The sequence below is a fragment of the Agrobacterium sp. GW821-FHT02D03 genome, from assembly GCF_059421725.1.
Map to the genome: position 1 here is coordinate 1,876,693 of NZ_JBWKVN010000001.1, position 22,349 is coordinate 1,899,041.

The window sequence follows — 22,349 nt, forward strand, 5'->3', positions numbered from 1 at the left end:
GTTTACGCTACCTGTTGCAGTTGAACCAGAGACGCTGTCATTTCGACCTCTAGTCCTTGATCTAAGTAACGCGTCGATACACCGCCGGTTCCTAATAGCCCCATCGAAATGAGGCGCGAGCCAAAGCCCTTTGATTGCGGCTGGACGACCGGCGGCCCGCCTGTCTCCCTCCAGAGCAAACGGAGGACGGCATCCTCCCTCTCGCCCTGAACATCCCAGGATACCAAGACCCTGCCATGAACTGACGAGAGACTTCCGTATTTTACCGCATTCGTCGTCAGCTCGTGCAAAAGCAGCGACAGGGACAGCGCCCCCTTGGGATTGACCGAAATATCCTTGCCCCGGATCTCCACCTGCTCTGTCATTCCAAGCGTATCGACAACACGCAGAAGCGCCGTGCGCACATCGGCATTTGCCCAGTTGTTGCCGAGCAGAATGTCGTGGGCGGAACTCAGCGCCTGGAGCCGCTGCTCGAAGTTCAACACCGGTCCCCGGTCCTGAACGGGTCGCAAGGTCTGCTTCGCAAGCGCCTGCACCATGGCGAAGGCGTTCTTCAGCCGGTGGCCGATTTCTCGGTTGAGCATGTTCTGCTCCGCTTCCGCCCGCAAGCGGCCGATCGCGCTCTGGATGCGGTCACCAAAACTCCTGACAAAGGCCAGATCGTCTTCCATCCATTCGAAGAGGTCGCAATGGTGGACGAAAACGACGAGGGCAAATTTCCCCTGGTCGAAGATTGGAACGTTGACGAGTTGACGAATGCCGAGCGACAGCAGTGCGTCGGCTTTGTCCCTGGTTCTCGCATCGGTGGTCACATCTGAAATGACGACACTCATGCCGCCCTTCAAGTCATCGATATAAGAGCCGTAGTCGCGAAAATAGTGCTTGCCCGACAGTGACGAGACGCCTGGCGCACGCCATTCCGGCTGCATCATTACCGTCTCGCGAACGGGATCGACGACGCCGAAGCCGGCGCGCGTCGCATCCAACGCGTGCGCCATCAGTTCTGCGGCAGTCAAGGCGATCTCCTCGACGTCATTCAAATCGCGAAGCCTGTCGCCCAACTCCAAGAGAGTCCTGATGCGTTGGGTCGCACGCCTTTGCTGTGTGATATCCTGGACAGTGCCCAGCAGCTTGAGCGGCTTACCACTTTCATCCCGCTCGAAGGTCGCCTGTCGGGATACCCAACGAACGCCACGCGAGGCAGTGACGATGCGATAGTCAACCGTGGTGACCGCCGTACCGTTCTTGCGCGTCTCTTCCGATGATTCGCGCCCGCGATCGTCGGGATGGAGCATCTTTTCGAAATCGCGCGCATGATAGCGGCCAACGGGCGGCACGTCGAAAATCCGGCAAAATTCTGCAGAGACCTTGATATTTCCCGTTTCGATATCGAGTTCGAAGGTGCCGATGCGCCCGGCTTCCTGCGCTGTCAGCGCTGTGCGGACGCTATCGCGCATCATTGCGTTGATTTGTTTTTGACGCTCAAGGAGCTCGCGCTGGCGGTTCGCTGCTCGGCGAAGTTCCAGATGAGCGGAAATCTGTCCGGCGAGAGCCTTCAACACGGAGCGCTGCTCCTGCGTCAGTCCCTCCGGGCGCGGCACGTGGTCGATAACGCAGAGCGCGCCTACTGCGACGCCATCCGATAGAATGAGCCGTGCGCCTGCATAAAATCTGATGAAAGGGGCTTGAGTGACCAAGGTATTGCTAGAGGTGCGAGGATCTTTCGTCAGATCAGGGATGACCAGCAGATCCTCGGAGTTCAAAGAATAGCGGCAGACCGATTGATCGATCGGCGTCTCCGTCGGCGGGAAGCCGATACGCGCCTTGAACCATTGACGCTCTTCCTGAACGAAGCTGATGAGGGCAACTGGCGCTTTGCAAACGGTGCTCGCGATTTGCACGACATCATCGAAAACCGGCTCTGGTCCGCTATCGATGATCTGGAGCTCTTCCAGAGCCTCCAAGCGCTCTATATCCGACGCCGAGAATACGGACACTTCCGGCTCAGAATCGCGAATCATGTGAACCAAGTCCATTCCCCAATTCATTAAAGGGCGTGGCGTCCATCAACTCGCGACGTCCATTCGGAATCGAGAACAGAAAAAGGACACTCCCCCGCGTCGCTACAACGCTGGGGAAGAAGATCGGTTCCCTAGCCGAGAAAAAAGTTACACGGAGCGCGTCAGGCCACCATCGACCTTCAGGTTTTGCCCCGTGATGTAGCCGGCGCCCGCCGACGCCAAAAAGGCGACGGTAGCCGCAATTTCCTCGCTTGTGCCATAGCGCTGCATCGGCACCATTTCACGGCGCTGCTCGGTCGCTGGAAGACTATCGATCCAGCCCGGCAGAACATTGTTCATGCGGACATTGTCGGCGGCGTATGTGTCGGCAAAGATCTTGGTATAGGCGGCAAGACCAGCACGGAAGACCGCGGAGGTTGGGAACATGTCACTTGGCTCGAAGGCCCATGCCGTCGAGATATTGATGATGGATCCGCCCTTTTGTGCGACCATCAATGGGGCGATGATCCGGGTCGGACGAATAACATTCATCAGGTAGACGTCGAGACCCGTGTGCCACTGGTCGTCGGTGATATCGAGGATCGGCGCGCGAGGGCCGTGTCCGGCGCTGTTGACCAGCACATCGATGCGACCGAACTTTTCAAGGGTGAGATCCGTCAGCTTCTGAATATCGTCGTTGGACTGGTTGGAGCCGGTCACGCCCACGCCGCCGAGTTCAGCTGCCAGTGCCTCGCCCTTACCCGACGACGACAGGATCGCCAACTTGTAACCGTCTTGCGCGAAACGCCTTGCAACGGCGGCACCCATACCGCTTCCTCCCGCCGTCACGACCGCCACTTCATCCATCGTCATCTCCTCTCTCACGCGCTTGCGCTTCAATCCTGTTTCAGCCAGGCCGCAATGCGGCCCACGGCCTCGGCGATGTCCGAGACCGAACCCGCATAGGAAAACCGCGTGGCACGATGCCCTTCCAGCGGATCGAAATCCAGTCCCGGCGTCGCGGCCACATCGATTTCCGCCAGCATGCGCTTGGCGAACTCCATACTGTCATTGGAATAGCGGCTGGTATCGACATAGGCGTAGAAGGCGCCGTCCATGGGCGAGGCAAGTGGCAGGCCGAGTTCCGGCAGGCGGCTCATCAGAAAGTCGCGGTTGGTGCGATAGCTTTCCTTGTAGATATCGAGCTCCGCTTGTGCGGAAAAAGCCGCAGCCGCAGCAAGCTGGGAAAGTTCGGGTGCCGAAATATACATGCTTTGCGCCAGACATTCGACAGGCCGGATCAGCTCTTCCGGCAGCACCATCCAGCCGACTCGCCAACCTGTCATGCAGTAATATTTGGAGAAGGAATTGATGATGATAGCCTTGTCGGTGACTTCGACAGCGCTGGTCTCATCGCCGACGAAGGTGAGGCCATGATAAATCTCATCCGAAATAAAAGCGATATCGCGGCTGTCGCAATAGGTCGCAAGCCGCTTCAGCGCGTCTCGGCCGGTGACTGTACCGGTCGGGTTGGCGGGGCTTGCAAGCAGCACGCCCTTCAGCTTGCAGCCCGCCTTGGTCTCGGCCCGCTCCAGGCTGGCAGGCGTCAGCGTGTAGCCCGTTTCAGCCGTGACCGGCACTTCCACCACATTCAGCCCAAGCGCCTTCAAGATGTTGCGGTAGGCGGGATAGCCGGGCCTTGCGATCGCGACTGCATCACCGGCATCAAACAGCGCCAGAAAGGCAAGGTTGAATGCTGCTGACGAGCCGGTCGTCACCGCAATCCGGGCCGGATCGATGATTACCTGATGCCGCAGCCGGTACTGGGCGGAAATCGCCTCTCGCAACTCTCGAAGACCAAGCGCATCCGTGTAGCCGATACGGCCATGTTTCAACGCAGTCTCAGCCGCTTCCAGCGCGGCCTTTGGGGCGGGATGGGAAGGCTGCCCCACTGCCATGGAAATCACAGGCCGCCCCGCCTGTCTTCGCCGGTTGGCCTCTGCCAGGATATCCATGGCATGGAAAGGCTCGACGGCGCTTCGCTTGGACAGTGTGATCAAAGGCATGGTCTTTCTATATGCTGTGACGGAGATTTGCCGCATTGTTGCGCTCTTCACAATGACGAGAGAGCAACGAACGCAATTTATTTGCGATATGGCAATTCCTTTAAATTACGGTAATTGGCTGCAACATGAACCACGACCGAACCCAGTGAGGACCGCAATGGCACTTTCCATCCGATCAGCAACACTTGCCTGTGTCACGGCCCTTTCCACCCTTGGCGCGAGCCTCCCTGCTCATGCGCTGGATGCCGACCAGAAGAAGGAGATCGGCGCTTTCATCAAGGAATATCTGGTCGAGAATCCTGAAATCATGCTTGAGGTCCAGGATGCTCTGGAAAAGAAGCAATATGCGGCCCGCAACACCAAAGCAGCCGAAGCCGTTGCCGACAACACCAAAGCGATCTTCAGCTCCAAATACGATCTCGCAATCGGCAATCCTGACGGCGATGTGACGCTGGTCGAGTTCTTCGACTACAATTGCGGCTACTGCAAGCGCGCCATGGCTGACATGGACAAGATCCTGAAAGAGGACAAGAACGTCCGGGTGGTGTTGAAGGAGTTCCCGATCCTCGGACCGGAATCGGTCGAGGCGCACAAGGTTTCCAACGCGGTGAAGCTGCTTGCACCGAAGAAATATCCTGAGTTCCAGCGCACGCTGCTCGGCAGTCGTGGCCGCGCCAATGAGGCCAAGGCAATGGAGGTGGCGACATCGCTCGGGCTCAAGGAAGCCGACATCCGCAAATCCATGGCGGACAACCCGAATGATGCGCAGGTTCAGGAAGCCTACACGCTTGCCAGCACTCTCGGCATCTCCGGTACGCCTTCCTACGTGATCGGCAACGAGGCGGTCTTTGGAGCCGTCGGCGCCGAGCCGTTGAAGGAAAAGATCGCCAATATGCGCAATTGCGGCAAGGCAAGCTGCTCATAAGACACGCGCCTCGGCCGGGTTGAAAGCCCAAAAGCCACTGAATAACTTCGACTTACGCTGCCTCCGGTCCTCTTTCGAGGCTCCGGGGGCTTTTCCTTGACGGTCGCGCAGTCTATAGGTGGCGCTGATTTTTGACGGAACCGCGAATGAGCAACACGATCTTCGTCCTGAACGGCCCCAATCTCAATATGCTGGGAAAACGGGAGCCGGGCATTTACGGCGGCAAGACGCTGAAGGATATCGAGAACGACTGCGTGGTGGCTGGTGAAGGACTTGGCTTTTCTGTCGAGTGCCATCAGTCCAATCATGAAGGCGTTCTTGTAGATCTGTTGCATGAGGCGGGCGAACGCGCCGCCGGTATCGTCATCAATCCCGGCGCCTATGGCCATACATCGATTGCTCTGCATGATGCCATCCGCGCCATTTCCGTTCCCGTCGTGGAAGTTCACATCTCCAACATCCACGCCCGCGAAGAATTCCGCCACAAATCGATGATAGCGCCCGCTGCAAAAGGCATGGTCTGCGGCTTCGGGCCTTACGGCTACATCATGGCGCTCAACGCCTTGAAGAACATCACGGCATAAAAAGAAACAATCAGAATAGGGTTTGTCATGTCTGAAAAGAAAAACGGTATCGACAAGGAACTGATCCGCGACCTCGCGAACATCCTCAACGACACCGATCTTTCCGAGATCGAAGTCGAGCAGGACGATCTGCGCATCCGCGTGTCGCGCTCCGCACCGCCTGCAACCGTCTATGCCGCGGCTCCCCAGTATGCCCCTGCACCTGCCGCAGCGCCTGCGGCCCCCGCAGCAGCACCTGCCGGCGCCGCTGCACCGGCAGCTCCGGCGCGCAACCCTGCAAACACCGTCACCTCCCCGATGGTCGGCACGGTTTACCTGTCGCCGGCACCAGGCGCCCGCGCCTTTGTTGAAGTCGGCGCCACCGTCAAGGAAGGCCAGACCATTCTCATCGTTGAAGCCATGAAGACCATGAACCAGATTCCGGCTCCGAAGTCCGGCAAGGTCACGGAAATCATTGTCAATGACGCGCAGCCCGTGGAGTATGGTGAAGCCCTCGTGGTCATCGAATAAGGGCAGCTCACATGGTATCCAAGATCCTCATTGCCAACCGCGGCGAAATCGCCCTTCGCGTGCTTCGTGCCGCCAAGGAACTCGGTATCCCAACGGTTGCCGTTCATTCCACGGCTGACGCGGATGCCATGCATGTGCGCCTCGCCGACGAGAGCGTGTGCATCGGCCCGCCGCCATCGCGTGACAGCTACCTCAACATTCATCAGATCGTTGCGGCCTGCGAAATCACCGGCGCGGACGCGGTTCACCCCGGCTACGGCTTCCTTTCGGAAAACGCCAAATTTGCCGACATCCTCGACGCGCACGGCATCACCTTCATTGGGCCGACCGCCGAGCACATCCGCATCATGGGCGACAAGATCACCGCCAAGCAGACCGCTCAGGAACTCGGCATCCCGGTCGTTCCCGGCTCCGATGGCGAAGTGAAGCCTGAAAACGCGATGGAAATCGCGCGTTCGATCGGCTTCCCGGTTCTCATCAAAGCGACGGCAGGTGGTGGCGGTCGCGGCATGAAGGTCGCCAAGACCGAAGCCGATCTCGACGAGGCCGTCTCGACTGCCCGTTCCGAAGCGCTTGCCGCCTTCGGCAACGATGCTGTTTACATGGAAAAGTATCTCGGCAAGCCGCGCCATATCGAGGTGCAGGTGTTCGGCGATGGCGAAGGAAAGGCGATCCACCTTGGCGAACGCGACTGCTCCCTGCAGCGTCGTCACCAGAAGGTACTGGAAGAGGCCAACTCCCCTGCTCTCACCGTCGAACAGCGCATGGAAATCGGCGAGATTTGTGCCAGCGCCATGCGCAAGCTCAAATATCGCGGTGCCGGCACCATCGAGTTCCTCTACGAAAACGGCGAGTTCTATTTCATTGAAATGAACACCCGTCTGCAGGTGGAGCATCCGGTCACGGAAGCGATCACGGGCATGGACCTCGTGCAGGAGCAGATTCGCGTTGCTTCCGGCCAGGGCCTTTCCGTCACGCAGGCCGACATCGAATTCCATGGCCACGCCATCGAATGCCGTATCAATGCCGAAGACCCGCGGACATTCGTCCCCTCTCCTGGGACGCTGACCTATTTCCACACGCCCGGCGGCCTCGGCGTTCGTGTGGATTCGGGTGCCTACCAGGGCTACAAGATCCCGCCTTACTATGACAGCATGATCGGCAAGCTCATCGTTCACGGTCGCGACCGTGACGAGTGCATTCGCCGCCTGCGCCGCGCACTCGACGAGTTCGTCGTCGATGGCATCAAGACCACGCTTCCGCTGTTCCAGGATCTGCTTCAGAACGAAGACATTCTGAACGGCAATTACGATATTCACTGGCTGGAAAAATATCTGGCCGGCGACGCGCACTAAGGAATGGGGCGGCGCAGCAGGGATAGCGATATTACTGTCGATATGCTGCTGCGCGCCTATTCCATCGGCCTCTTCCCGATGGCCGAGGCGGCTGATGACCCCGAGCTATTCTGGGTCGAGCCGGACCTGCGGGGCATCATCCCGCTGAACGATTTTCACGTCTCAAAAAGTCTCGCAAAAGCCATTCGAAAAAAGCCTTTCGATATTCGTTTCGACACTGCTTTCACCGCCGTCATGGCCGGATGTGCCGCAGAAGTGCCGGACCGCCCAAACACCTGGATCAACGAGACGATCCGCAAACTCTATACCGAGTTGCATGAGATCGGCCACGCGCACAGCGTGGAGGCCTGGGAGGGTGATGAACTGGTCGGCGGTCTCTACGGCGTGTCGCTGGGTGCCGCCTTCTTCGGCGAGAGCATGTTCTCCCGCCGCACCAATGCCTCGAAAATCTGCCTCGTTCATCTGGTGGAGCGACTGCGCGACAACGGATTTGTGCTGCTCGATACGCAGTTCACCACCGAACACCTGAAGACCTTTGGTGCGATCGACGTTCCCAAGGACGCGTATGCAAAGATGCTGGACCTGGCTGTGAACCAGGCGGATCTGCAATTCTGACTTCGCGATAGAAAGATTTGCTTGCGTGCGGGATCACTGCGATTGAACTCGCCGCAAACCGGCAATCCAGGTCAGACCACGCACGCATCGAGCCGAACGTTGGCAACGCATGGAAAGGCTCGTCTGCGCCGAATCAGGCTCTTTTACTTACTGGCTGTGGATGGCGGCGGCACGTCGGAGTCCTGCTTGCAGCCGGTGAGCCAGACGTCGTAGATCGGGTGCTCGACGGCGTTGAGGCCTGGGCTGTCTGCGAACATCCAGCCGGTGAAGATCCGGCGGATCTTGCGGTCGAGGGTGATTTCATCCACTTCGACGAAGGAATCGATCTTCTGCGCTTCGGTGTCGTCACGCGAATAGCAAACCTTTGGCGTGACCTGCAGCGCACCGAACTGCACTGTTTCGTTGATGTAGACGTCGAAAGAGGTAATGCGGCCGGTGATCTTGTCGATTCCGGAGAAGACGGCGACCTTATTTTCGAGGCGGGCGGCGGAAGCCGGAGACACGAGACCCACTGCCGGAAGAAGCGCCAGAAGCGAAACCGCCAGTGCACGCAAAGATACATCTCGCGTGAATGTTCTCATATCAAACCATCTCCAGAAAACTGCCCCGCTTTTCGAAGCGCCCATCACGCCTAATGATCGAATGTGGCAAAAGCGGGTGGCGGCCATGATGAAACGGCCGCGCTTTTTCGCCCCGATGCACACGGAGCCTCGGGTGAAGTTGATCAGCCGCCGGGCGTCCAGGCGTCGTAGTCACCAGTCACGCGCGGACGCTCGCCTGGAACAGCGATCGAACCCTGAGGACGGTAAGCCTGGGCGGAACCGGTCAGGTTTGGCTGGTGCTGCTTCTGCCAGTCGCGTGCGACATAGCTTTCCTTGCTCGGCGGTGTATCGGTGCGGTAATGCATCCAGCCGTGCCAGCCGGGCGGAATTGCCGACGCCTCGGCATAGCCCTTGTAGATCACCCAACGGCGCGGCATGCCCCAGGAGGTGGTGCCACCTTCGTAATAGGTATTGCCGAACTCATCCTGCCCCACCTTCTTGCCGAAGCGCCAGGTATGGAAGCGCGTTCCGATTGTCTGGCCGTTCCACCATGTGAAGATTTGCAGCAGAAGAGTCTTCATTATCCGTTCCTCGGGCTTTTCACATGCGTCGCTTTCGCATTCGCACAGCCAGAAGCTTATGACGTTGTCACCAACGATTGTCCAGCTTTTCCAACGTTGCAACGATTATTTCAGCTTCAGCCGGAAGCCGAAATGACGCTTCTCGAAGCCTAGCTTCTCATAAAAGCGATGGGCATCAATCCGCGCCATATTGGAGGTGAGTTGCACACCCGAGAGACCACGCTTCTCAGCCTCAGCGATGCAGTATCGGATCATCGTTGCGCCGATGCCGCGACCGCGCATATCCTCTCTGGTCTGCACCCCTTCCACCACCATCCAAACAGCGCCGCGCCCGGCAAGCTTGGTGAGAATCACCGTCTGGAAGGTGCCGATCACTTCGCCTTCAAACTCAGCGACGTAAAGCGTTTCGAGGGTCGACATGGCAATCGCCCTGAAGGCCGCAAGATAATCTGGCATCGCTGCTTCATCGGTGGTGTCGCCATGCCCGCCCACATCATCGGCAGCGAACATTGCAGCGATTGCCGCGATATCTTCTTCGCGTGCTTCGCGAATGATCAGGCCATCCATTCTCTTACCGCCTCAAGCTCTTTTCCATCACGATTCCAGGCATACCATCGACGCCTGCCATGCGCTCGATTCGATCCACCTCGGAGAAGCCGACGCCTTCATAGAAGGCAATTGCGACAGTATTTTTAGGCTCGACCTCAAGGCGCATGATTTCCGCGTCGGGAAAGCAGGTTTCCAGTTCGGCAAAGAGATCACGCCCCACCCCCTGACGCTGGAACTGCGGATCGACATAGAGTTGATAAAGAAGTGCTGTTTTCGCCATGCTGGTCGACATGAGAGCATAGGCCATGCCGCCGATACGCTTGCCATCATCGGCGACCAGAAACTCGCCGCCCTTTTTCTCGACGCGCTCCTTCAAGGCCTTTGGCGTATGCCACAGAGCGATCATCTCGCTGACCTTGTCTGCGCCATAGATTGGATCATAGGTCGCGTGCCAGGTCTTCGTCAGCAAAGACCGGACAGGCTCGATATCGCGCTCGCTTGCGGTGCGAATGAAGAACACCATCATTACTCCCATCAAAACAGAAACGCCGGGAGTGATCCCGGCATTGCTTGTAGTCTCTCGACGTCACCTCGAATTCACAAGAGGGTGGCGAGGCAAAGGGTCGCGGGCCTCTTCTGCAAAAAGCTCGGAGGCGACTTATTCCTCGATACCGAGCTTGGCTTTCACCAACTCCTGCACGGCCTGCGGGTTGGCCTTGCCGCCCGTCGCCTTCATCACCTGGCCGACGAACCAGCCGGCAAGTGTGGGCTTTGCCTTGACCTTTTCAACCTGATCCGGGTTCGCCGCGATGATTTCGTCTACGGCCTTTTCGATGGCGCCGGTGTCCGTCACCTGCTTCATGCCGCGGCTTTCGACGATCTCTGCCGGGTTGCCGCCCTCATTCCAGACGATCTCGAACAGATCCTTGGCAATCTTGCCGGAGATCGTGCCCGCCTTGATGAGATCAATGATGCCGCCAAGCTGGTCGGGCGACACAGGCGTTTCCTCAATCGACTTGCTGGACTTGTTCAGTGCGCCGAGCAGATCGTTGATAACCCAGTTGGCAGCCGCCTTCGGATCGCGTCCGGCAGCCACGGCTTCGTAATAATCGGCGATCGCCTTTTCCGATACGAGGATCGAGGCATCGTAGACAGACAGGCCAAGCTCCGAAACAAAACGGGCCTTCTTGTCGTCGGGCAGTTCCGGCAGACCGACCTTCAGGCTTTCCACGAAGGCATCGTCGAATTCCAGCGGCAGCAGGTCGGGATCAGGGAAGTAACGATAATCATGCGCATCTTCCTTGGAGCGCATGGAGCGCGTCTCGCCCTTGCCCGGATCGAAGAGACGGGTTTCCTGGTCGATGACGCCGCCATCTTCCAGAATGGCGATCTGGCGGCGTGCTTCATACTCGATGGCCTGGCCGACGAAACGGATGGAGTTGACGTTCTTGATCTCGCAACGCGTGCCAAAACCCTCGCCCGGACGACGTACCGAAACGTTGACGTCGGCGCGCATGGAGCCTTCATCCATGTTGCCGTCGCAGGTGCCGAGATAGCGAACGATGGAGCGCAGCTTGGTCAGATAGGCTTTCGCCTCATCGGACGAGCGCATGTCCGGCTTGGAAACGATTTCCATCAACGCGACGCCGGAACGGTTCAGGTCGACGAAGGACATGGTCGGATGCTGGTCGTGCATGGACTTGCCGGCGTCCTGCTCGAGATGCAGACGCTCGATGCCGATCTCTATATCCTCGAAATTGCCCTGACGGTCCGGACCGAGCGAAATCGTGATGGTGCCCTCACCCACGATCGGATCCTTGAACTGCGAGATCTGATAGCCCTGCGGCAGGTCGGGATAGAAATAGTTCTTGCGGTCGAAGATGGAACGGTTGTTGATCTTGGCCTTGAGACCAAGCCCGGTACGAACCGCCTGCGCCACGCACTCCTCGTTGATGACCGGCAGCATGCCAGGCATGGCCGCATCGACGAGTGACACGTTGGAATTCGGCGCATTGCCGAAGGTCGTGGAAGCGCCGGAGAAGAGCTTCGAATTGGACAGAACCTGCGCGTGGACCTCCATGCCGATGACGATTTCCCAGTCGCCAGTGGCGCCGGGGATAAAACGCTTCGGGTCGGGTGTGCGAACGTCTACAAGGGTCATATCAAGCTCATAAGATACGGAATTTCTATCCGTGGTGAGGTAGAGCAAATGGTCCGGAGGTGCAAGACTTCTAAGGCGCTTACGGACAACGGCCTACCTTTTTCGCGATCCGGAATGCCAAGCGAGCGGGATTTGGATTATAGAGCCCATCATGACATTCATCCCCGCAGCTCTAGGCCTCTACACCTTTCTCAATGTGATAACCTTCTTCATCTTCTGGTGGGACAAGCGGGCCGCAAAACAAGGTGACAGACGCATTCGCGAAAGGACATTGCTCCTCTTCGCGCTCATGGGCGGAAGTCTCGGCGCGGTGACAGCACAACACATGCTGCGCCACAAGACACGCAAGCAGCCGTTTTGCGGACTGCTCTTCGCCATCATCGCTCTTCATATTGCGGCGGTGGTCGTGTGGGCGTTCTTTGCCGGAACAGTGTAACCATCGCCATCAGCGAAACTCCAGGCGGAAATTGTTGGCGAGTTTGCAGCCGCTGCTCGTCGCGATATGCTGGGTCCATGATAACCACACCGTGCCCCATTTATGTGTTTAGAAGTGACAGGTTCGCCTCCTCAGGCGACACAGTCGTCAGCGTGGCGCCGCAAGAGTATGTTGCCTCCGTGTATGGTGCCGGCGGAGCCCTCGGTGAGGATGGTCTTTCGTCGGCCTTTGGAGGATCGGTGATTTTCAAGAACGACCAGACAGGGGAACGCTTTGTCGGTGTCTGGGGAGCCCGTAATGCCTCACGCTTTCGCAGCGATATTAGAGCGCAGATGCTAGTCGTCATTCACAAGCGAGAACCAAATGCTCGGCTTTATGTATGGAACACAAAGAAGAAGCGTTCTCGACGGAATATATGCGGTGAGGTCAAGTAGGTGCTGACCCTCATGTTGCCTGCAGCCGGCAGAAACAAGCCCTATAGAGAGCTTAAGGGCTAAAGCGCGGTCCGGGCAGAAGTGCGGTTTTGCCACCACGACATAGAGCGTATGAGCGAATCTCAAAGATCGCGACACGCTTTAGAAAGATGGTCCATAGGTCGTCGTGTCGAACTCTTTCAGCTCCTTGCGCAGGCCGATGGTCTGGACTTCGCGGTCGAGCTTTCGCGCGTATTTCATCGACAGCCAACTGACATTATAGCCATGCTTGCGAAAGAAGGAGAGCGCCCGCTCGTTGCTGGCGTGGCTTTCAAGCCTGATCGAGTAGAAGCCAGCCGCAAGCACCTGCTCTTCGACCGCACTGAGGAGCTTGCCGCCCAGGCCTTGCCGATGAAGGCGCGGATCGATCCAGAAGTCCGAGATCATATCGTCGGAGTTTTCGCGCGCCGCCCATCCTGCGGGCATGCCGTGTCTTTCGACAACGAGGATGCGATGCCAGAAGGATTGCGTGAAGCCTGCAAAGGCTTCTGCCGCGTTCGTTTCCAGGACAGCCGTCAGCCCCAGCGCAGAGCTTGCGACCCGCCATGCCTGCAGGCCAATGGCCGCAAGATGGGGCGCATCCTGTTCATTTGCGTTGCGAATGACGATCACGTTCTGGTCCCTATGACCCGACGAGATAAAGCATCGGCCCAGCGATTCTTCCAGTCGTATCGGAAATGACCGGGTGGATTTGGCCGATTCTTGACTGAAAGGCAGCAAGCTCTTAATCAGAAACGACCAACTTTGGAGTTTTGATGTTCTCTCAATCGGAGTCCCGGTAAAGGCCCTGCCCGCAAGTCTCTTGCGTGCCGGGCCATGTTGAAACCGAGCCGGATGCCAGTGGCACCCGGGTTTGTTTTCACGCGTCCATATGGACGCAAGCCGGATTCCAACCATGGACATTTCACGCGCAGAACAGCGCATCCTCCACCTGCTCGCGCAGGGTGGCAGAATTGAACTGACACGAGACGAGAACCGCAAGATCGAGAAAGTCGTGCTTTACACGCGCGACGGCTGGGTTTTCAGCGGGCTAGACCTCATCACCTTCCGCAAACTGAAGAGCAAAAGAGCAATCTCGTCCTACAGAAGCCAGCCTTATCGCATTACCACGCGTGGGCTGGAACTGGTGAGAGGCGAACTCGACAATCGCTGAGAACAAGGGGCGGCGGTTAGACACCCGCCGCTCCTATCAAAGCCTCGTGTCGTCATGCGCTGGACGACAGGCAGCTTGGCTCCGGATGCCTCAGCAAACCTGCTAGATGGTGGCAACGAGTGCTGCGAGTTGATCTGTGGCAGCGCCCCAGCCTTCATGAAAGCCCATGGCCTCATGCATCTTCTTGTCTTCTTCCGTCCAGTGGCGTGCGATGGCTGTGTACTTGGTCTTGCCATCGCCCAGCGGTTCGAGAAGGACAATGCCGGTCATGAAGGGCTTTTCGGATGGTACCCAGGCGGTCTTGAAAGCGTCGGTGAAAACGATCTTCTCATTTGGCACGACTTCCAGATAAACGCCGCGGTTGTCGACCACCTCGCCGTTTGGCCCGTTCATGACGATGACGCTTGAGCCGCCTGAACGAACGTCAAGTTCAGCGTGAGACACGCCCCAGGGCTTTGGACAGAACCATTGCTTCAAAAGCTCCGGATCGGTCCAAGCGCGAAAAATCTTCTCCCGCGGCGCGTCGATCTCGCGCATCAGGACGAGTTCATGCCTTGCTGTTTCAGATGACATCATTGCCTCCCGTGATGGACTGCCGCACAGCATAGCAGAGGATCAGTGGAGAAAAAGGCGGCTCTTACAGAGGTTTCTCCAGCCGCACTTTCTTAAGCTCCACCTTCATGCTCTCCGACCATTGAAGGCCCTGCCAGACGATGGCGAAACCACAACGTTCGTAGGCGCGGATGGCGTTGACGTTCCTGGCATGCGTGGCGATTTTTGCCGTCGAAATATCTGCGCTGCGCATCTCCTCCAGAAAATGCTCAACCAAGGAACGACCAATGCCTCTGCCTTGGTGCTCAGGGTCAATCCAGATATCGGATATGTAGTCCGGCTCTCCAGCGCGCGCGCCCCAGCCGACGATCGCGCCGTCGATCTCTGCAACCACGAGATCGCAGTTGGTCTCTTTGGCAAAGACCTTAAACTCGCCGTGCACCCGTTCGATTACAACGGGATCGAGATAGGTATCTTCAAATGCACTGCTTGATTGCCAGGCGCGAAAACCGATGAGGCCGATCGCATCGCGATCGGCCTCTGTCATGGCTCGAATGATGAGGCCGCTTACCACCACTTGGCGGGCGCGAACTTGCCCGCTGCCTGCTCGATGGCATGCGCCGTCTTGAACAGCGTTTCTTCCTCGAAAGGCTTGCCGATCAACTGAAGGCCGAGTGGCAGACCCTTGCCGTCAAGGCCGGCCGGAACGGAAAGACCAGGCAGTCCCGCCATGTTGACGGTGATGGTGAAGACGTCCTGCAGGTACATCTTTACGGGATCGGAAGCGAGTTCCTTGTCGCCGATCTCGAAGGCCGAGGATGGCGTGATTGGTGCGAGAACAGCGTCGACACCTTCGTGGAAGACGTTTTCGAAGTCGCGCTTGATCAGCGTGCGGACCTTCTGCGCCTTGAGGTAATAGGCGTCATAATAGCCGGCGGACAGAACATAGGTGCCGACCATGATACGGCGCTTCACTTCCGAGCCAAAGCCAGCGGCGCGGCTCTTCTCATACATGTCGGCTATATCCTTGCCATCGACGCGAAGGCCGTAGCGGACGCCGTCATAGCGAGCAAGGTTGGACGATGCTTCGGCGGGTGCCACGATGTAATAGGCCGGCAGCGCGTATTTGGTATGCGGCAGCGAGATATCGACGACCTCGGCACCGGCGTCCTTCAGCCAGGCAACGCCCTGTGCCCAAAGCTTTTCGATTTCTTCCGGCATGCCATCGACGCGGTACTCCCTCGGAATGCCGATCTTGAGACCCTTCAGCGACTGGCCAATGGCCTTCTCATAATCCGGCACCGGCAGATCGACCGACGTCGTATCCTTCGCATCGACGCTTGCCATGGATTTCAGCAGGATCGCAGCATCGCGAACATCGCGAGCAATCGGGCCGGCCTGATCGAGCGAGGATGCATAAGCCACGATGCCCCAGCGCGAGCAGCGGCCGTAGGTCGGCTTGATGCCGACGGTGCCTGTGAAGGCCGCGGGCTGGCGGATGGAGCCGCCGGTATCGGTTGCCGTTGCACCGGCGCAGAGATGCGCCGCGACGGCTGCGGCCGAACCGCCGGAAGAACCGCCGGGAACGAGGTTCTTGTCAGAACCCTGCGCGCGCCAGGGGTTTACGACGGGGCCGTAATAGGAGCTCTCATTCGACGAGCCCATTGCGAATTCGTCCATGTTGAGCTTGCCGAGAAGCACGGCACCGGCATCCCACAGGTTCTGGGTCACGGTGGATTCGTATCTGGGCTTGAAGCCATCCAGCACATGCGAGCAGGCCTGGGTGTGGATGTCACGGGTGGCGAACAGATCCTTCACGCCAAGCGGAATACCCTCCAGCGCGCCACCGTTTCCAGCGCCAAGCCTCTCATCCGATGCCTTTGCCATCTCGCGCGCCTTGTCATGCGTCGTCACGACATAGGTATTGAGCTTATCGTTGGCGGCATCGATGGCGTTCAGATAGGCATCCGTCAGTTCGACGGCGGAAAATTCCTTGGCCTTCAGTCTGTCACGCGCTTCGGCAATGGTGAGGCTGGTCAGTTCGGTCATATCGGCAACAGCTTTCGAAACTTTTGAATTTTCAACGTGGGAGTAAGCGGGCAGCGCCTACTCGACCACTTTCGGCACCATGAAGAAATTGCGGTCGGTGGCCGGCGCATTTGCAACGATGTCATCGGCTTTGTCGCCATCCGTCACCACGTCGGCGCGCTTCTTCATCGCAACCGGCGTCACAGAGGTCATGGGCTCGACGCCATCTACATTCACTTCCGACAGTTGCTCCACGAAGCCGAGAATGCCGTTCAACTGGCCAAGCATGGTGTTGGCTTCGTCTTCGCTAACGGCAATGCGGGATAGGCGCGCGACGCGCTTCACGGTGGCAAGATCGACGGACATGGTTCTACTCCGGTCAAGAATTTTCTACCCGCTATAATGACCATGCCCGTCCTTCGCAACGGTAGAAAGCGTGTCGCGGCCCTCTGCGGCGCAGTTTTGGGCCGAGACACGCCGATGCCGGGTCATCAGAATGTCAGGACTTGACCAACCTTCGGTACGTCCACCCGTGTCTGCGAACCATCCATACCCGAGACGAACTTGTCCGCCGTCTGGTCGACGATCGGGAATGAGCCGTAGTGGCAGGGAATGGCGTGGCGGAACTTGAAGAAGCGCTGGCAGGCAAGAGCTGCCACGGCCCCACCCATGGTGAAGCGATCGCCGATGGGAACGAGACCGACATCGGGCTCGTGCAATTCGTTGATCAGCCCCATGTCGGAAAAGATATCCGTGTCGCCCATGTGATAGACCGACGGGCCGTCTTCGAAATGCAGCATCAGGCCATTGGCATTGCCGAGTGCATGCGACACACCGTCCTCGGTGATCTGCGCGGAAGAGTGCAGCGCATTGGTGAAGGTGACGGAAAAGCCGTCGAAGCCCACCGTGCCACCGGTGTTGCCCATCTCGAGTTTCTGGACACCCTTGGAGCCGAGCCAGGCGGCAAGATCGGCATTGGCCAGCACCGTTGCTCCCGTTTCTGCCGCCAGCTTCACCGTATCACCCACATGGTCACCATGACCGTGGGTCAGGAGAATATGGGTGATGCCGCTAGCCGCATCCTTGGCGTCCTGTCCGGCGAAGCCTGGATTTCCGGTGAAAAATGGATCGATCAGGATCTTTGCGTGGCCTGTTTCAAGACGGAAAGCGGAATGGCCTAGCCAGGTGATTTTCATCGAAGTTCTCCTTTGTGTTCCTGCCATCTTATGAGATAGGACGACCCATAAAACCCAAAACCTTACTTTGGAGTGATAAGATGGCCGCAGATAATGACGACTATGTGTATGACGAAGCGACCGGCGAATGGCGCCCTGCCTCGGAAGTCGCAGCCGCGGCGGCCAAGGCCAGTGAGGTTCGCGATGCCGCAGGCAACCTGCTTGCAGATGGTGATTCCGTCACGCTGATCAAGGACTTGAAGGTCAAGGGTACGAGCACCACGCTGAAGCAGGGAACCGTGATCAAGTCGATCCGCCTCACAGACAATCCAGAAGAGATCGATTGCAAGAGCGATGCGGTCAAGGGTTTGGTGCTGCGTACGGAATTTGTCCGCAAGAGATAAAAAGGGTCACCGCATGGCGACGCTGAAGATAGAGGAACTGGCTGAGACCCTGGGGCCAGGACAGGCGATAGCCGGGCTTGATCTCGGCACCAAGACGATCGGTCTTGCGATGTCGGACCTGTCACGGCGGTTCGCCACCCCTCGCCCGGTGCTGAAGCGGATCAAGTTCACCCAGGATGCAGCGCTGCTCCTGGATTTTGCCGCAAAGGAAAAGGTCGCGGCCTTCGTCATCGGTCTGCCGATGAATATGGATGGCTCTGCCGGTCCGCGCGTTCAGGCGACTCGCGCCTTCGTCCGCTCCATGAGCGAGAAGACCGATATCCCCTTCGTCTTCTGGGATGAGAGGCTTTCCACCGTCGCAGCCGAAAGAGCACTTCTCGAAATGGATGTCTCGCGGGCAAAGCGCGCCGAACGCATCGATTCCGCCGCCGCAAGTTTCATTCTTCAAGGTGCCTTGGATCGGCTTTCCATGCTGGCAAGAGATGCGTCCATAGAAGGCTGACGCGCACGCCACCATGCGGCAATTGCCTTGCGCTTACGAAATCCGATGATCGCGAAAACGAGCAGGCTGTCCACCGCGATCGCGCGTGCCACGAGCGGCGGAATCGTCTCGGGAGGAATGCCGAGCACATTGCCATAGATCTGGAAGACCAGATCATGCGCCTGCCGGGTCAGCATGAAAAAGCCGAAGCTCATGTCGTAGTAGGACAGGAAGTACCAGCTGCCGAGCAGCAGCACGGGACACGCCCACAAAATCAGAAACCACTTCATGCCATCCGCTCCCCTGCCAGGGCCGCTCCAGCCGTCTGCTCTTCAGGCAGCGCTGCGATGACAGCCCAGCGCAGTAACCCCATGATGCACAGGTTCAGCGTCGGCGCATTCAGATCGAGTGGTAGCAGGGCGAAAAACGTCATCATGACGCTCAAAGGTATCCAGCGGCTCACAGCGCTTCCTTCTCATCCAGCTCTTAATTCGTAGTTAACAAATCGTTAACACCATGAACTCACGGTTAACGCGGAGCAAACGAAACCTGCATTTATGGTTAACGCGAGACGCAGGCTGTGGACAAAGTGCAGCGGTCTAATCGCCATCGGCACGGCCAACGGCGTCTGTTCGATCGACAGCGGAGCGATTAAGTGCGGGCCTAATCAGCCGTAAAGAGCGCGAACGATGCGCTTGACCGCAACGACGATCTTGTCCCAATCCTTGTCACTCTTCAGCGACACGCCTGAGAACTGGCCATTGGTTGCGCCGGCAATCACCAGATGCTGGATGGAGGCGAAGAGGAGAGCATTGAGCACCACAGGGTCGGCGCCCTTTGGCGGCTGCAAAGATCCACGCATGCGATCTATCCATTTGACCAGCGCCTTTGAGCGCGCGTCAGCCAGTTGCTTAACCTGTTCCGTCTGCTCGGAGAGTTCCCAGGCAATGATCTTGCAGACCAATGGATCGGCGCGAAGCGCATCGAGATAGGAGAGCATCAGCCGCTCCATCAGGTCGCCATAGGTCAGAAGGAACATGCCGCCCGTATCTTCCGGAATACGGTCCTGCACCCAGGAGCCAAGATCCTCGCCGATGGCTGAAACCAGGCCTTCGAGACCGCCGAAATAACGATAGATCAGCTGCTTGTCGCAACCGGCGCGACGCGCCACGGCATTGATGCCGAAACCCTGGAAGCCCTCCTCCGCCAAGAGCGACTTTGCGGCAGCAAAGATCGCCTTCTCCGTCGCGGCGCGATCCTTGATGCGCTTTTCCGGCGCGGGCGACATGAGGGCGGCAGTGCCATCGATGGCGAGCATGGCTTTTCCGAATCTCCGATTGGTGACGTATCATGCGCGGTTAGCAAAGAGTTAACAACGCGACAATCGAGACGAAGTCTAGCAACCCTGGCTTTCCTGTGGATGGTGGAAAAGACGGCTGTTTATTGGGTTCAGGCACCCAAAGACATGCCGAACCATGCGGTGCCCGCCGGCATGCCGGCAAGCGGCGAGAAGCCACGCGATTGCCAGAAGGCGATGCCATTATGGTTTTCAGGATTGGCGCCGAGATGGATGCCGGGAATATTCTTGCTGCGCGCCATCTCCACCCACATCGACAAAAGCCGGCAACCGCCACCGGTACCGCGAGCCCGCTCCAACAGGTTCATGTGGATATGGGCGGGGTAGTTCTGAAGCACTGCAGCGGGCATGGGCGACGGCTGGTGAATAAAGGCAACGCGCTTGCGATGTTCCTCGGGCAGAGCGTTGGCCTCGTCCTCCGCGAGCGGATAAAGCTCGCGCAGCTTCGGCCACCAAGCCTGCTCCAGCCGTTCTTGGTAAGCTGCGGTATCGGTTGCGCCGACGATGTAGCCGCAGACGCCCTTCCCGTCTTCCGCGACGAAAGCGTTGTCTGGACAAAGATGGAGATAGGGAACGGCATAGATGTTACCGACGATCTTGTCGTCGGCGTAAAGATGCGAGGCGTCCTTGCCTGCGTCGCCCGTTGCAAGGCAGATGGCGTAAAGCGCCTCCTCGTCCTGTGGAACGGCTCTGCGAAAAGTCAGCATCACGACACCGGCGGGTAAAGCAGATCGATGATGTAGGTGGGATCGAAGCGGCTATCGAGCATGCCATAGGTGTGGCGCCAGCCGCCCGCCAAGCGGGTTTCAAGGAAGGCATCGGCGATGCGCCCTGCCCCGATGCGGCAGAGTTCGGCAGCGGCGGCGGCAAGAGCAAACTGCTCCACCAGCAGACGGGCAGCGCCCTCGTCACGCTCACATAGCGCAATCGCGGCGCGCAGCACATCGGTGGTCTTCTTGCCGGATGGGCCGAGGTCGCGTTCCAGCGTTTCAAAGACGAGATCGAACAGATCCTTCCCGCGCTGCAGCACGCGCAGCACATCGAGCGCCATGACGTTGCCCGAGCCTTCCCAGATGGCGTTGACCGGGGCTTCGCGATAGTGACGCGCAATCGGGCGCTCTTCGACGTAGCCGTTGCCGCCAAGGCTTTCCATCGCCTCGTAGATCAGGGCTGGCGCGATCTTGCAGCACCAGTATTTGACGATCGGCGTCATCACGCGCGCATAAGCCGCTTCCGCCGGGTTACTGCGGGCGCTGTCGAAGGCAGTGGCCAGGCGGAAGGACAAGGCGGTTGCAGCAGCCACATCCAGCGCCATGTCCGCCAGCACGCGCGTCATCACCGGCTGGTTGACGAGCGGCTTGCCGAAGACCGAACGACCGCGGGCGAAATGAACCGCTTCCGCGAGCGAGGCGCGCATCATGCCAGAGGATGCCAGGGCGCAGTCGAGCCGCGTCAATGTCACCATGTCGAGAATCGTGCGAATGCCGGCACCGGGCTCGCCCAGCAGATAACCAAAGGCATCGCTGAATTCGACTTCGGCCGACGCATTGGAACGGTTGCCGAGCTTGTCTTTCAAGCGCTGGAAATGGAGGCCGTTGGCCGAGCCGTCTTCTAGAAAACGCGGTACGAGGAAACAGCCCATGCCATCGCCCATCTGCGCCAGCATGACGAAGCCGTCGCTCATGGGCGCCGAAAGGAACCACTTGTGTCCGGAGAGCCGATAGATGCCCTCACCCACACGCTCGGCGGTGGTGCGGTTGGCGCGCACATCCGTGCCGCCCTGCTTCTCGGTCATGCCCATGCCAATGGTGACGGCGGTCTTCTGCATGGCGGGCTTTTGCGAGGAATCATATTTGCGCGAGAGAATTTTCGGCGCCCATTCGTTCTGAACGCGCGGCGATGCCATCAACGCTGCAACCGAGGCATGGGTCATGGTCAGCGGGCACAAATGGCCTGCCTCGAGCTGCGCCGTCAGATAGAATTTCGTGGCGCGAGCTTTATGTTCGCTGCCGCGCGTATCGGCGGAATTTTCCCAGGCCGCACTGTGCAGGCCGGAGGACATGGAGCGGCGCATCAGAGCATGCCAGGCGGGGTGGAACTCCACCTGATCCAGACGCTCGCCGCGCGGGCCATGGGTGTGAAGCTGCGGCGTGCTGCGGTTTGCCATGCGCGCCAGTTCCTGGGCTTCGGCAGATGTCACGTAGCGACCGATCTGGTCCAGCTCGTCACGAAGCGGACGCGAGAGGTTGGAGGTCAGATCGACGATGAGCGGATCGGACCGGTAGGCATTGATCCCGGACCAGAGGCTAGGCTGGTTCAGTTCGGCAAGCTGTTCTTCAGTCCGGTTCATATCTGTCATCGTGTACTTTTATCGGGATTCGCAATTAAATGCCTATATAGGC

At 58.5% G+C, this 22,349-nt stretch carries 28 protein-coding genes; 9 read left to right on the top strand and 19 right to left on the bottom strand.

Annotated features, from left to right (window positions below; all coding sequences use genetic code 11):
- Positions 1–2: 2 nt before the first annotated feature.
- The 3 genes from AC07U5_RS08805 to AC07U5_RS08815 all read right to left on the bottom strand — a co-directional run bounded on the left by AC07U5_RS08805 (position 3) and on the right by AC07U5_RS08815 (position 4,066).
- Positions 3–2,021 carry a GAF domain-containing protein gene (locus AC07U5_RS08805; protein WP_494722794.1) on the bottom strand — a complete coding sequence of 673 codons (2,019 nt, stop codon included), beginning with the start codon at positions 2,019–2,021 and terminating at the stop codon, positions 3–5.
- 147 nt (positions 2,022–2,168) lie between these two features.
- A complete protein-coding gene (locus AC07U5_RS08810) occupies positions 2,169–2,873 on the bottom strand; it encodes an SDR family oxidoreductase (RefSeq protein WP_494722795.1) in 705 nt (234 codons plus the stop codon).
- Positions 2,874–2,896: 23 nt separating this feature from the next.
- The gene (locus AC07U5_RS08815) at positions 2,897–4,066 is read right to left on the bottom strand and encodes a pyridoxal phosphate-dependent aminotransferase (protein WP_494722796.1); all 1,170 of its coding nucleotides are present in this window, start codon (positions 4,064–4,066) and stop codon (positions 2,897–2,899) included.
- 157 nt (positions 4,067–4,223) lie between these two features.
- Between AC07U5_RS08815 and AC07U5_RS08820 the strand changes: the two genes are divergently transcribed.
- From AC07U5_RS08820 to aat, 5 genes are all read left to right on the top strand, one after another.
- Entirely contained in the window at positions 4,224–4,991 is a 768-nt protein-coding gene (locus AC07U5_RS08820; RefSeq protein ID WP_494722797.1) for a DsbA family protein, read from the top strand.
- 146 nt (positions 4,992–5,137) lie between these two features.
- On the top strand, positions 5,138–5,575 hold the full coding sequence (aroQ, locus tag AC07U5_RS08825; protein WP_113260710.1) for a type II 3-dehydroquinate dehydratase: 438 nt from the start codon (positions 5,138–5,140) through the stop codon (positions 5,573–5,575).
- A gap of 27 nt (positions 5,576–5,602) precedes the next feature.
- Positions 5,603–6,085 (top strand): acetyl-CoA carboxylase biotin carboxyl carrier protein, encoded by a 483-nt coding sequence (gene accB, locus AC07U5_RS08830; RefSeq protein WP_448745192.1) that lies wholly within the window; start codon positions 5,603–5,605, stop codon positions 6,083–6,085.
- Between the two features lie 11 nt (positions 6,086–6,096).
- A complete protein-coding gene (accC, locus tag AC07U5_RS08835; protein WP_062425493.1) occupies positions 6,097–7,440 on the top strand; it encodes an acetyl-CoA carboxylase biotin carboxylase subunit in 1,344 nt (447 codons plus the stop codon).
- Between the two features lie 3 nt (positions 7,441–7,443).
- Positions 7,444–8,055 carry a leucyl/phenylalanyl-tRNA--protein transferase gene (aat, locus tag AC07U5_RS08840; protein ID WP_448745193.1) on the top strand — a complete coding sequence of 204 codons (612 nt, stop codon included), beginning with the start codon at positions 7,444–7,446 and terminating at the stop codon, positions 8,053–8,055.
- A gap of 143 nt (positions 8,056–8,198) precedes the next feature.
- Here the strand turns inward: aat and AC07U5_RS08845 are convergent, their stop codons facing one another.
- From AC07U5_RS08845 to gatB, 5 genes are all read right to left on the bottom strand, one after another.
- A complete protein-coding gene (locus AC07U5_RS08845) occupies positions 8,199–8,636 on the bottom strand; it encodes a DUF2155 domain-containing protein (protein WP_062425495.1) in 438 nt (145 codons plus the stop codon).
- A gap of 143 nt (positions 8,637–8,779) precedes the next feature.
- Positions 8,780–9,178, bottom strand: coding sequence for an NADH:ubiquinone oxidoreductase subunit NDUFA12 (locus tag AC07U5_RS08850; protein WP_062425496.1), 399 nt, complete (start codon positions 9,176–9,178; stop codon positions 8,780–8,782).
- Positions 9,179–9,283: 105 nt separating this feature from the next.
- A complete protein-coding gene (locus tag AC07U5_RS08855) occupies positions 9,284–9,745 on the bottom strand; it encodes a GNAT family N-acetyltransferase (protein WP_111847896.1) in 462 nt (153 codons plus the stop codon).
- A 4-nt stretch (positions 9,746–9,749) separates the two neighbouring features.
- A complete protein-coding gene (locus AC07U5_RS08860; RefSeq protein ID WP_111848056.1) occupies positions 9,750–10,247 on the bottom strand; it encodes a GNAT family N-acetyltransferase in 498 nt (165 codons plus the stop codon).
- Between the two features lie 138 nt (positions 10,248–10,385).
- Positions 10,386–11,888 carry an Asp-tRNA(Asn)/Glu-tRNA(Gln) amidotransferase subunit GatB gene (gene gatB / locus AC07U5_RS08865; protein WP_062437727.1) on the bottom strand — a complete coding sequence of 501 codons (1,503 nt, stop codon included), beginning with the start codon at positions 11,886–11,888 and terminating at the stop codon, positions 10,386–10,388.
- 151 nt (positions 11,889–12,039) lie between these two features.
- Between gatB and AC07U5_RS08870 the strand changes: the two genes are divergently transcribed.
- Complete coding sequence (locus AC07U5_RS08870; protein WP_313593811.1) at positions 12,040–12,324, top strand: DUF1294 domain-containing protein; 285 nt, start codon at positions 12,040–12,042, stop codon at positions 12,322–12,324.
- Between the two features lie 575 nt (positions 12,325–12,899).
- Here the strand turns inward: AC07U5_RS08870 and AC07U5_RS08875 are convergent.
- On the bottom strand, positions 12,900–13,409 hold the full coding sequence (locus tag AC07U5_RS08875; RefSeq protein WP_112519023.1) for a GNAT family N-acetyltransferase: 510 nt from the start codon (positions 13,407–13,409) through the stop codon (positions 12,900–12,902).
- A gap of 283 nt (positions 13,410–13,692) precedes the next feature.
- On the opposite strand from AC07U5_RS08875, the gene AC07U5_RS08880 reads away from it, so the two are divergent.
- Positions 13,693–13,950, top strand: coding sequence for a YjhX family toxin (locus AC07U5_RS08880; protein WP_494722798.1), 258 nt, complete (start codon positions 13,693–13,695; stop codon positions 13,948–13,950).
- A gap of 102 nt (positions 13,951–14,052) precedes the next feature.
- Here the strand turns inward: AC07U5_RS08880 and AC07U5_RS08885 are convergent, their stop codons facing one another.
- The 5 genes from AC07U5_RS08885 to AC07U5_RS08905 form a co-directional block, all read right to left on the bottom strand.
- Positions 14,053–14,523 carry an SRPBCC family protein gene (locus tag AC07U5_RS08885; RefSeq protein WP_494722799.1) on the bottom strand — a complete coding sequence of 157 codons (471 nt, stop codon included), beginning with the start codon at positions 14,521–14,523 and terminating at the stop codon, positions 14,053–14,055.
- Between the two features lie 64 nt (positions 14,524–14,587).
- Entirely contained in the window at positions 14,588–15,079 is a 492-nt protein-coding gene (locus AC07U5_RS08890; protein ID WP_494722800.1) for a GNAT family N-acetyltransferase, read from the bottom strand.
- Positions 15,070–16,551 (bottom strand): Asp-tRNA(Asn)/Glu-tRNA(Gln) amidotransferase subunit GatA, encoded by a 1,482-nt coding sequence (gene gatA, locus AC07U5_RS08895; protein WP_494722801.1) that lies wholly within the window; start codon positions 16,549–16,551, stop codon positions 15,070–15,072. Before gatA ends, AC07U5_RS08890 begins: the two co-directional genes overlap by 10 nt.
- Before the next feature lie 57 nt (positions 16,552–16,608).
- Positions 16,609–16,896, bottom strand: coding sequence for an Asp-tRNA(Asn)/Glu-tRNA(Gln) amidotransferase subunit GatC (gene gatC, locus AC07U5_RS08900; RefSeq protein WP_062425503.1), 288 nt, complete (start codon positions 16,894–16,896; stop codon positions 16,609–16,611).
- 125 nt (positions 16,897–17,021) lie between these two features.
- Positions 17,022–17,726 carry a metal-dependent hydrolase gene (locus AC07U5_RS08905; RefSeq protein ID WP_113179499.1) on the bottom strand — a complete coding sequence of 235 codons (705 nt, stop codon included), beginning with the start codon at positions 17,724–17,726 and terminating at the stop codon, positions 17,022–17,024.
- Positions 17,727–17,806: 80 nt separating this feature from the next.
- On the opposite strand from AC07U5_RS08905, the gene AC07U5_RS08910 reads away from it, so the two are divergent.
- Positions 17,807–18,109: a zinc ribbon domain-containing protein YjdM gene (locus tag AC07U5_RS08910; protein ID WP_274103685.1), complete on the top strand. Its 303-nt coding sequence runs from the start codon at positions 17,807–17,809 to the stop codon at positions 18,107–18,109.
- A 13-nt stretch (positions 18,110–18,122) separates the two neighbouring features.
- Positions 18,123–18,611, top strand: coding sequence for a Holliday junction resolvase RuvX (ruvX, locus tag AC07U5_RS08915; protein ID WP_494722802.1), 489 nt, complete (start codon positions 18,123–18,125; stop codon positions 18,609–18,611).
- Here the strand turns inward: ruvX and AC07U5_RS08920 are convergent.
- From AC07U5_RS08920 to AC07U5_RS08940, 5 genes are all read right to left on the bottom strand, one after another.
- Positions 18,554–18,880: a DUF6105 family protein gene (locus tag AC07U5_RS08920; protein WP_062425507.1), complete on the bottom strand. Its 327-nt coding sequence runs from the start codon at positions 18,878–18,880 to the stop codon at positions 18,554–18,556. The genes ruvX and AC07U5_RS08920 overlap by 58 nt on opposite strands.
- Positions 18,877–19,023, bottom strand: a complete 147-nt coding sequence (locus AC07U5_RS08925; protein ID WP_494722803.1) for a hypothetical protein — start codon at positions 19,021–19,023, stop codon at positions 18,877–18,879. Before AC07U5_RS08925 ends, AC07U5_RS08920 begins: the two co-directional genes overlap by 4 nt.
- A 234-nt stretch (positions 19,024–19,257) precedes the next feature.
- Positions 19,258–19,908 carry a TetR/AcrR family transcriptional regulator gene (locus tag AC07U5_RS08930; protein ID WP_165807487.1) on the bottom strand — a complete coding sequence of 217 codons (651 nt, stop codon included), beginning with the start codon at positions 19,906–19,908 and terminating at the stop codon, positions 19,258–19,260.
- A gap of 131 nt (positions 19,909–20,039) precedes the next feature.
- Positions 20,040–20,654, bottom strand: coding sequence for a GNAT family N-acetyltransferase (locus AC07U5_RS08935; RefSeq protein ID WP_494722804.1), 615 nt, complete (start codon positions 20,652–20,654; stop codon positions 20,040–20,042).
- Positions 20,654–22,306 carry an acyl-CoA dehydrogenase family protein gene (locus AC07U5_RS08940; RefSeq protein WP_062425510.1) on the bottom strand — a complete coding sequence of 551 codons (1,653 nt, stop codon included), beginning with the start codon at positions 22,304–22,306 and terminating at the stop codon, positions 20,654–20,656. Before AC07U5_RS08940 ends, AC07U5_RS08935 begins: the two co-directional genes overlap by 1 nt.
- Between the last annotated feature and the right edge of the window lie 43 nt (positions 22,307–22,349).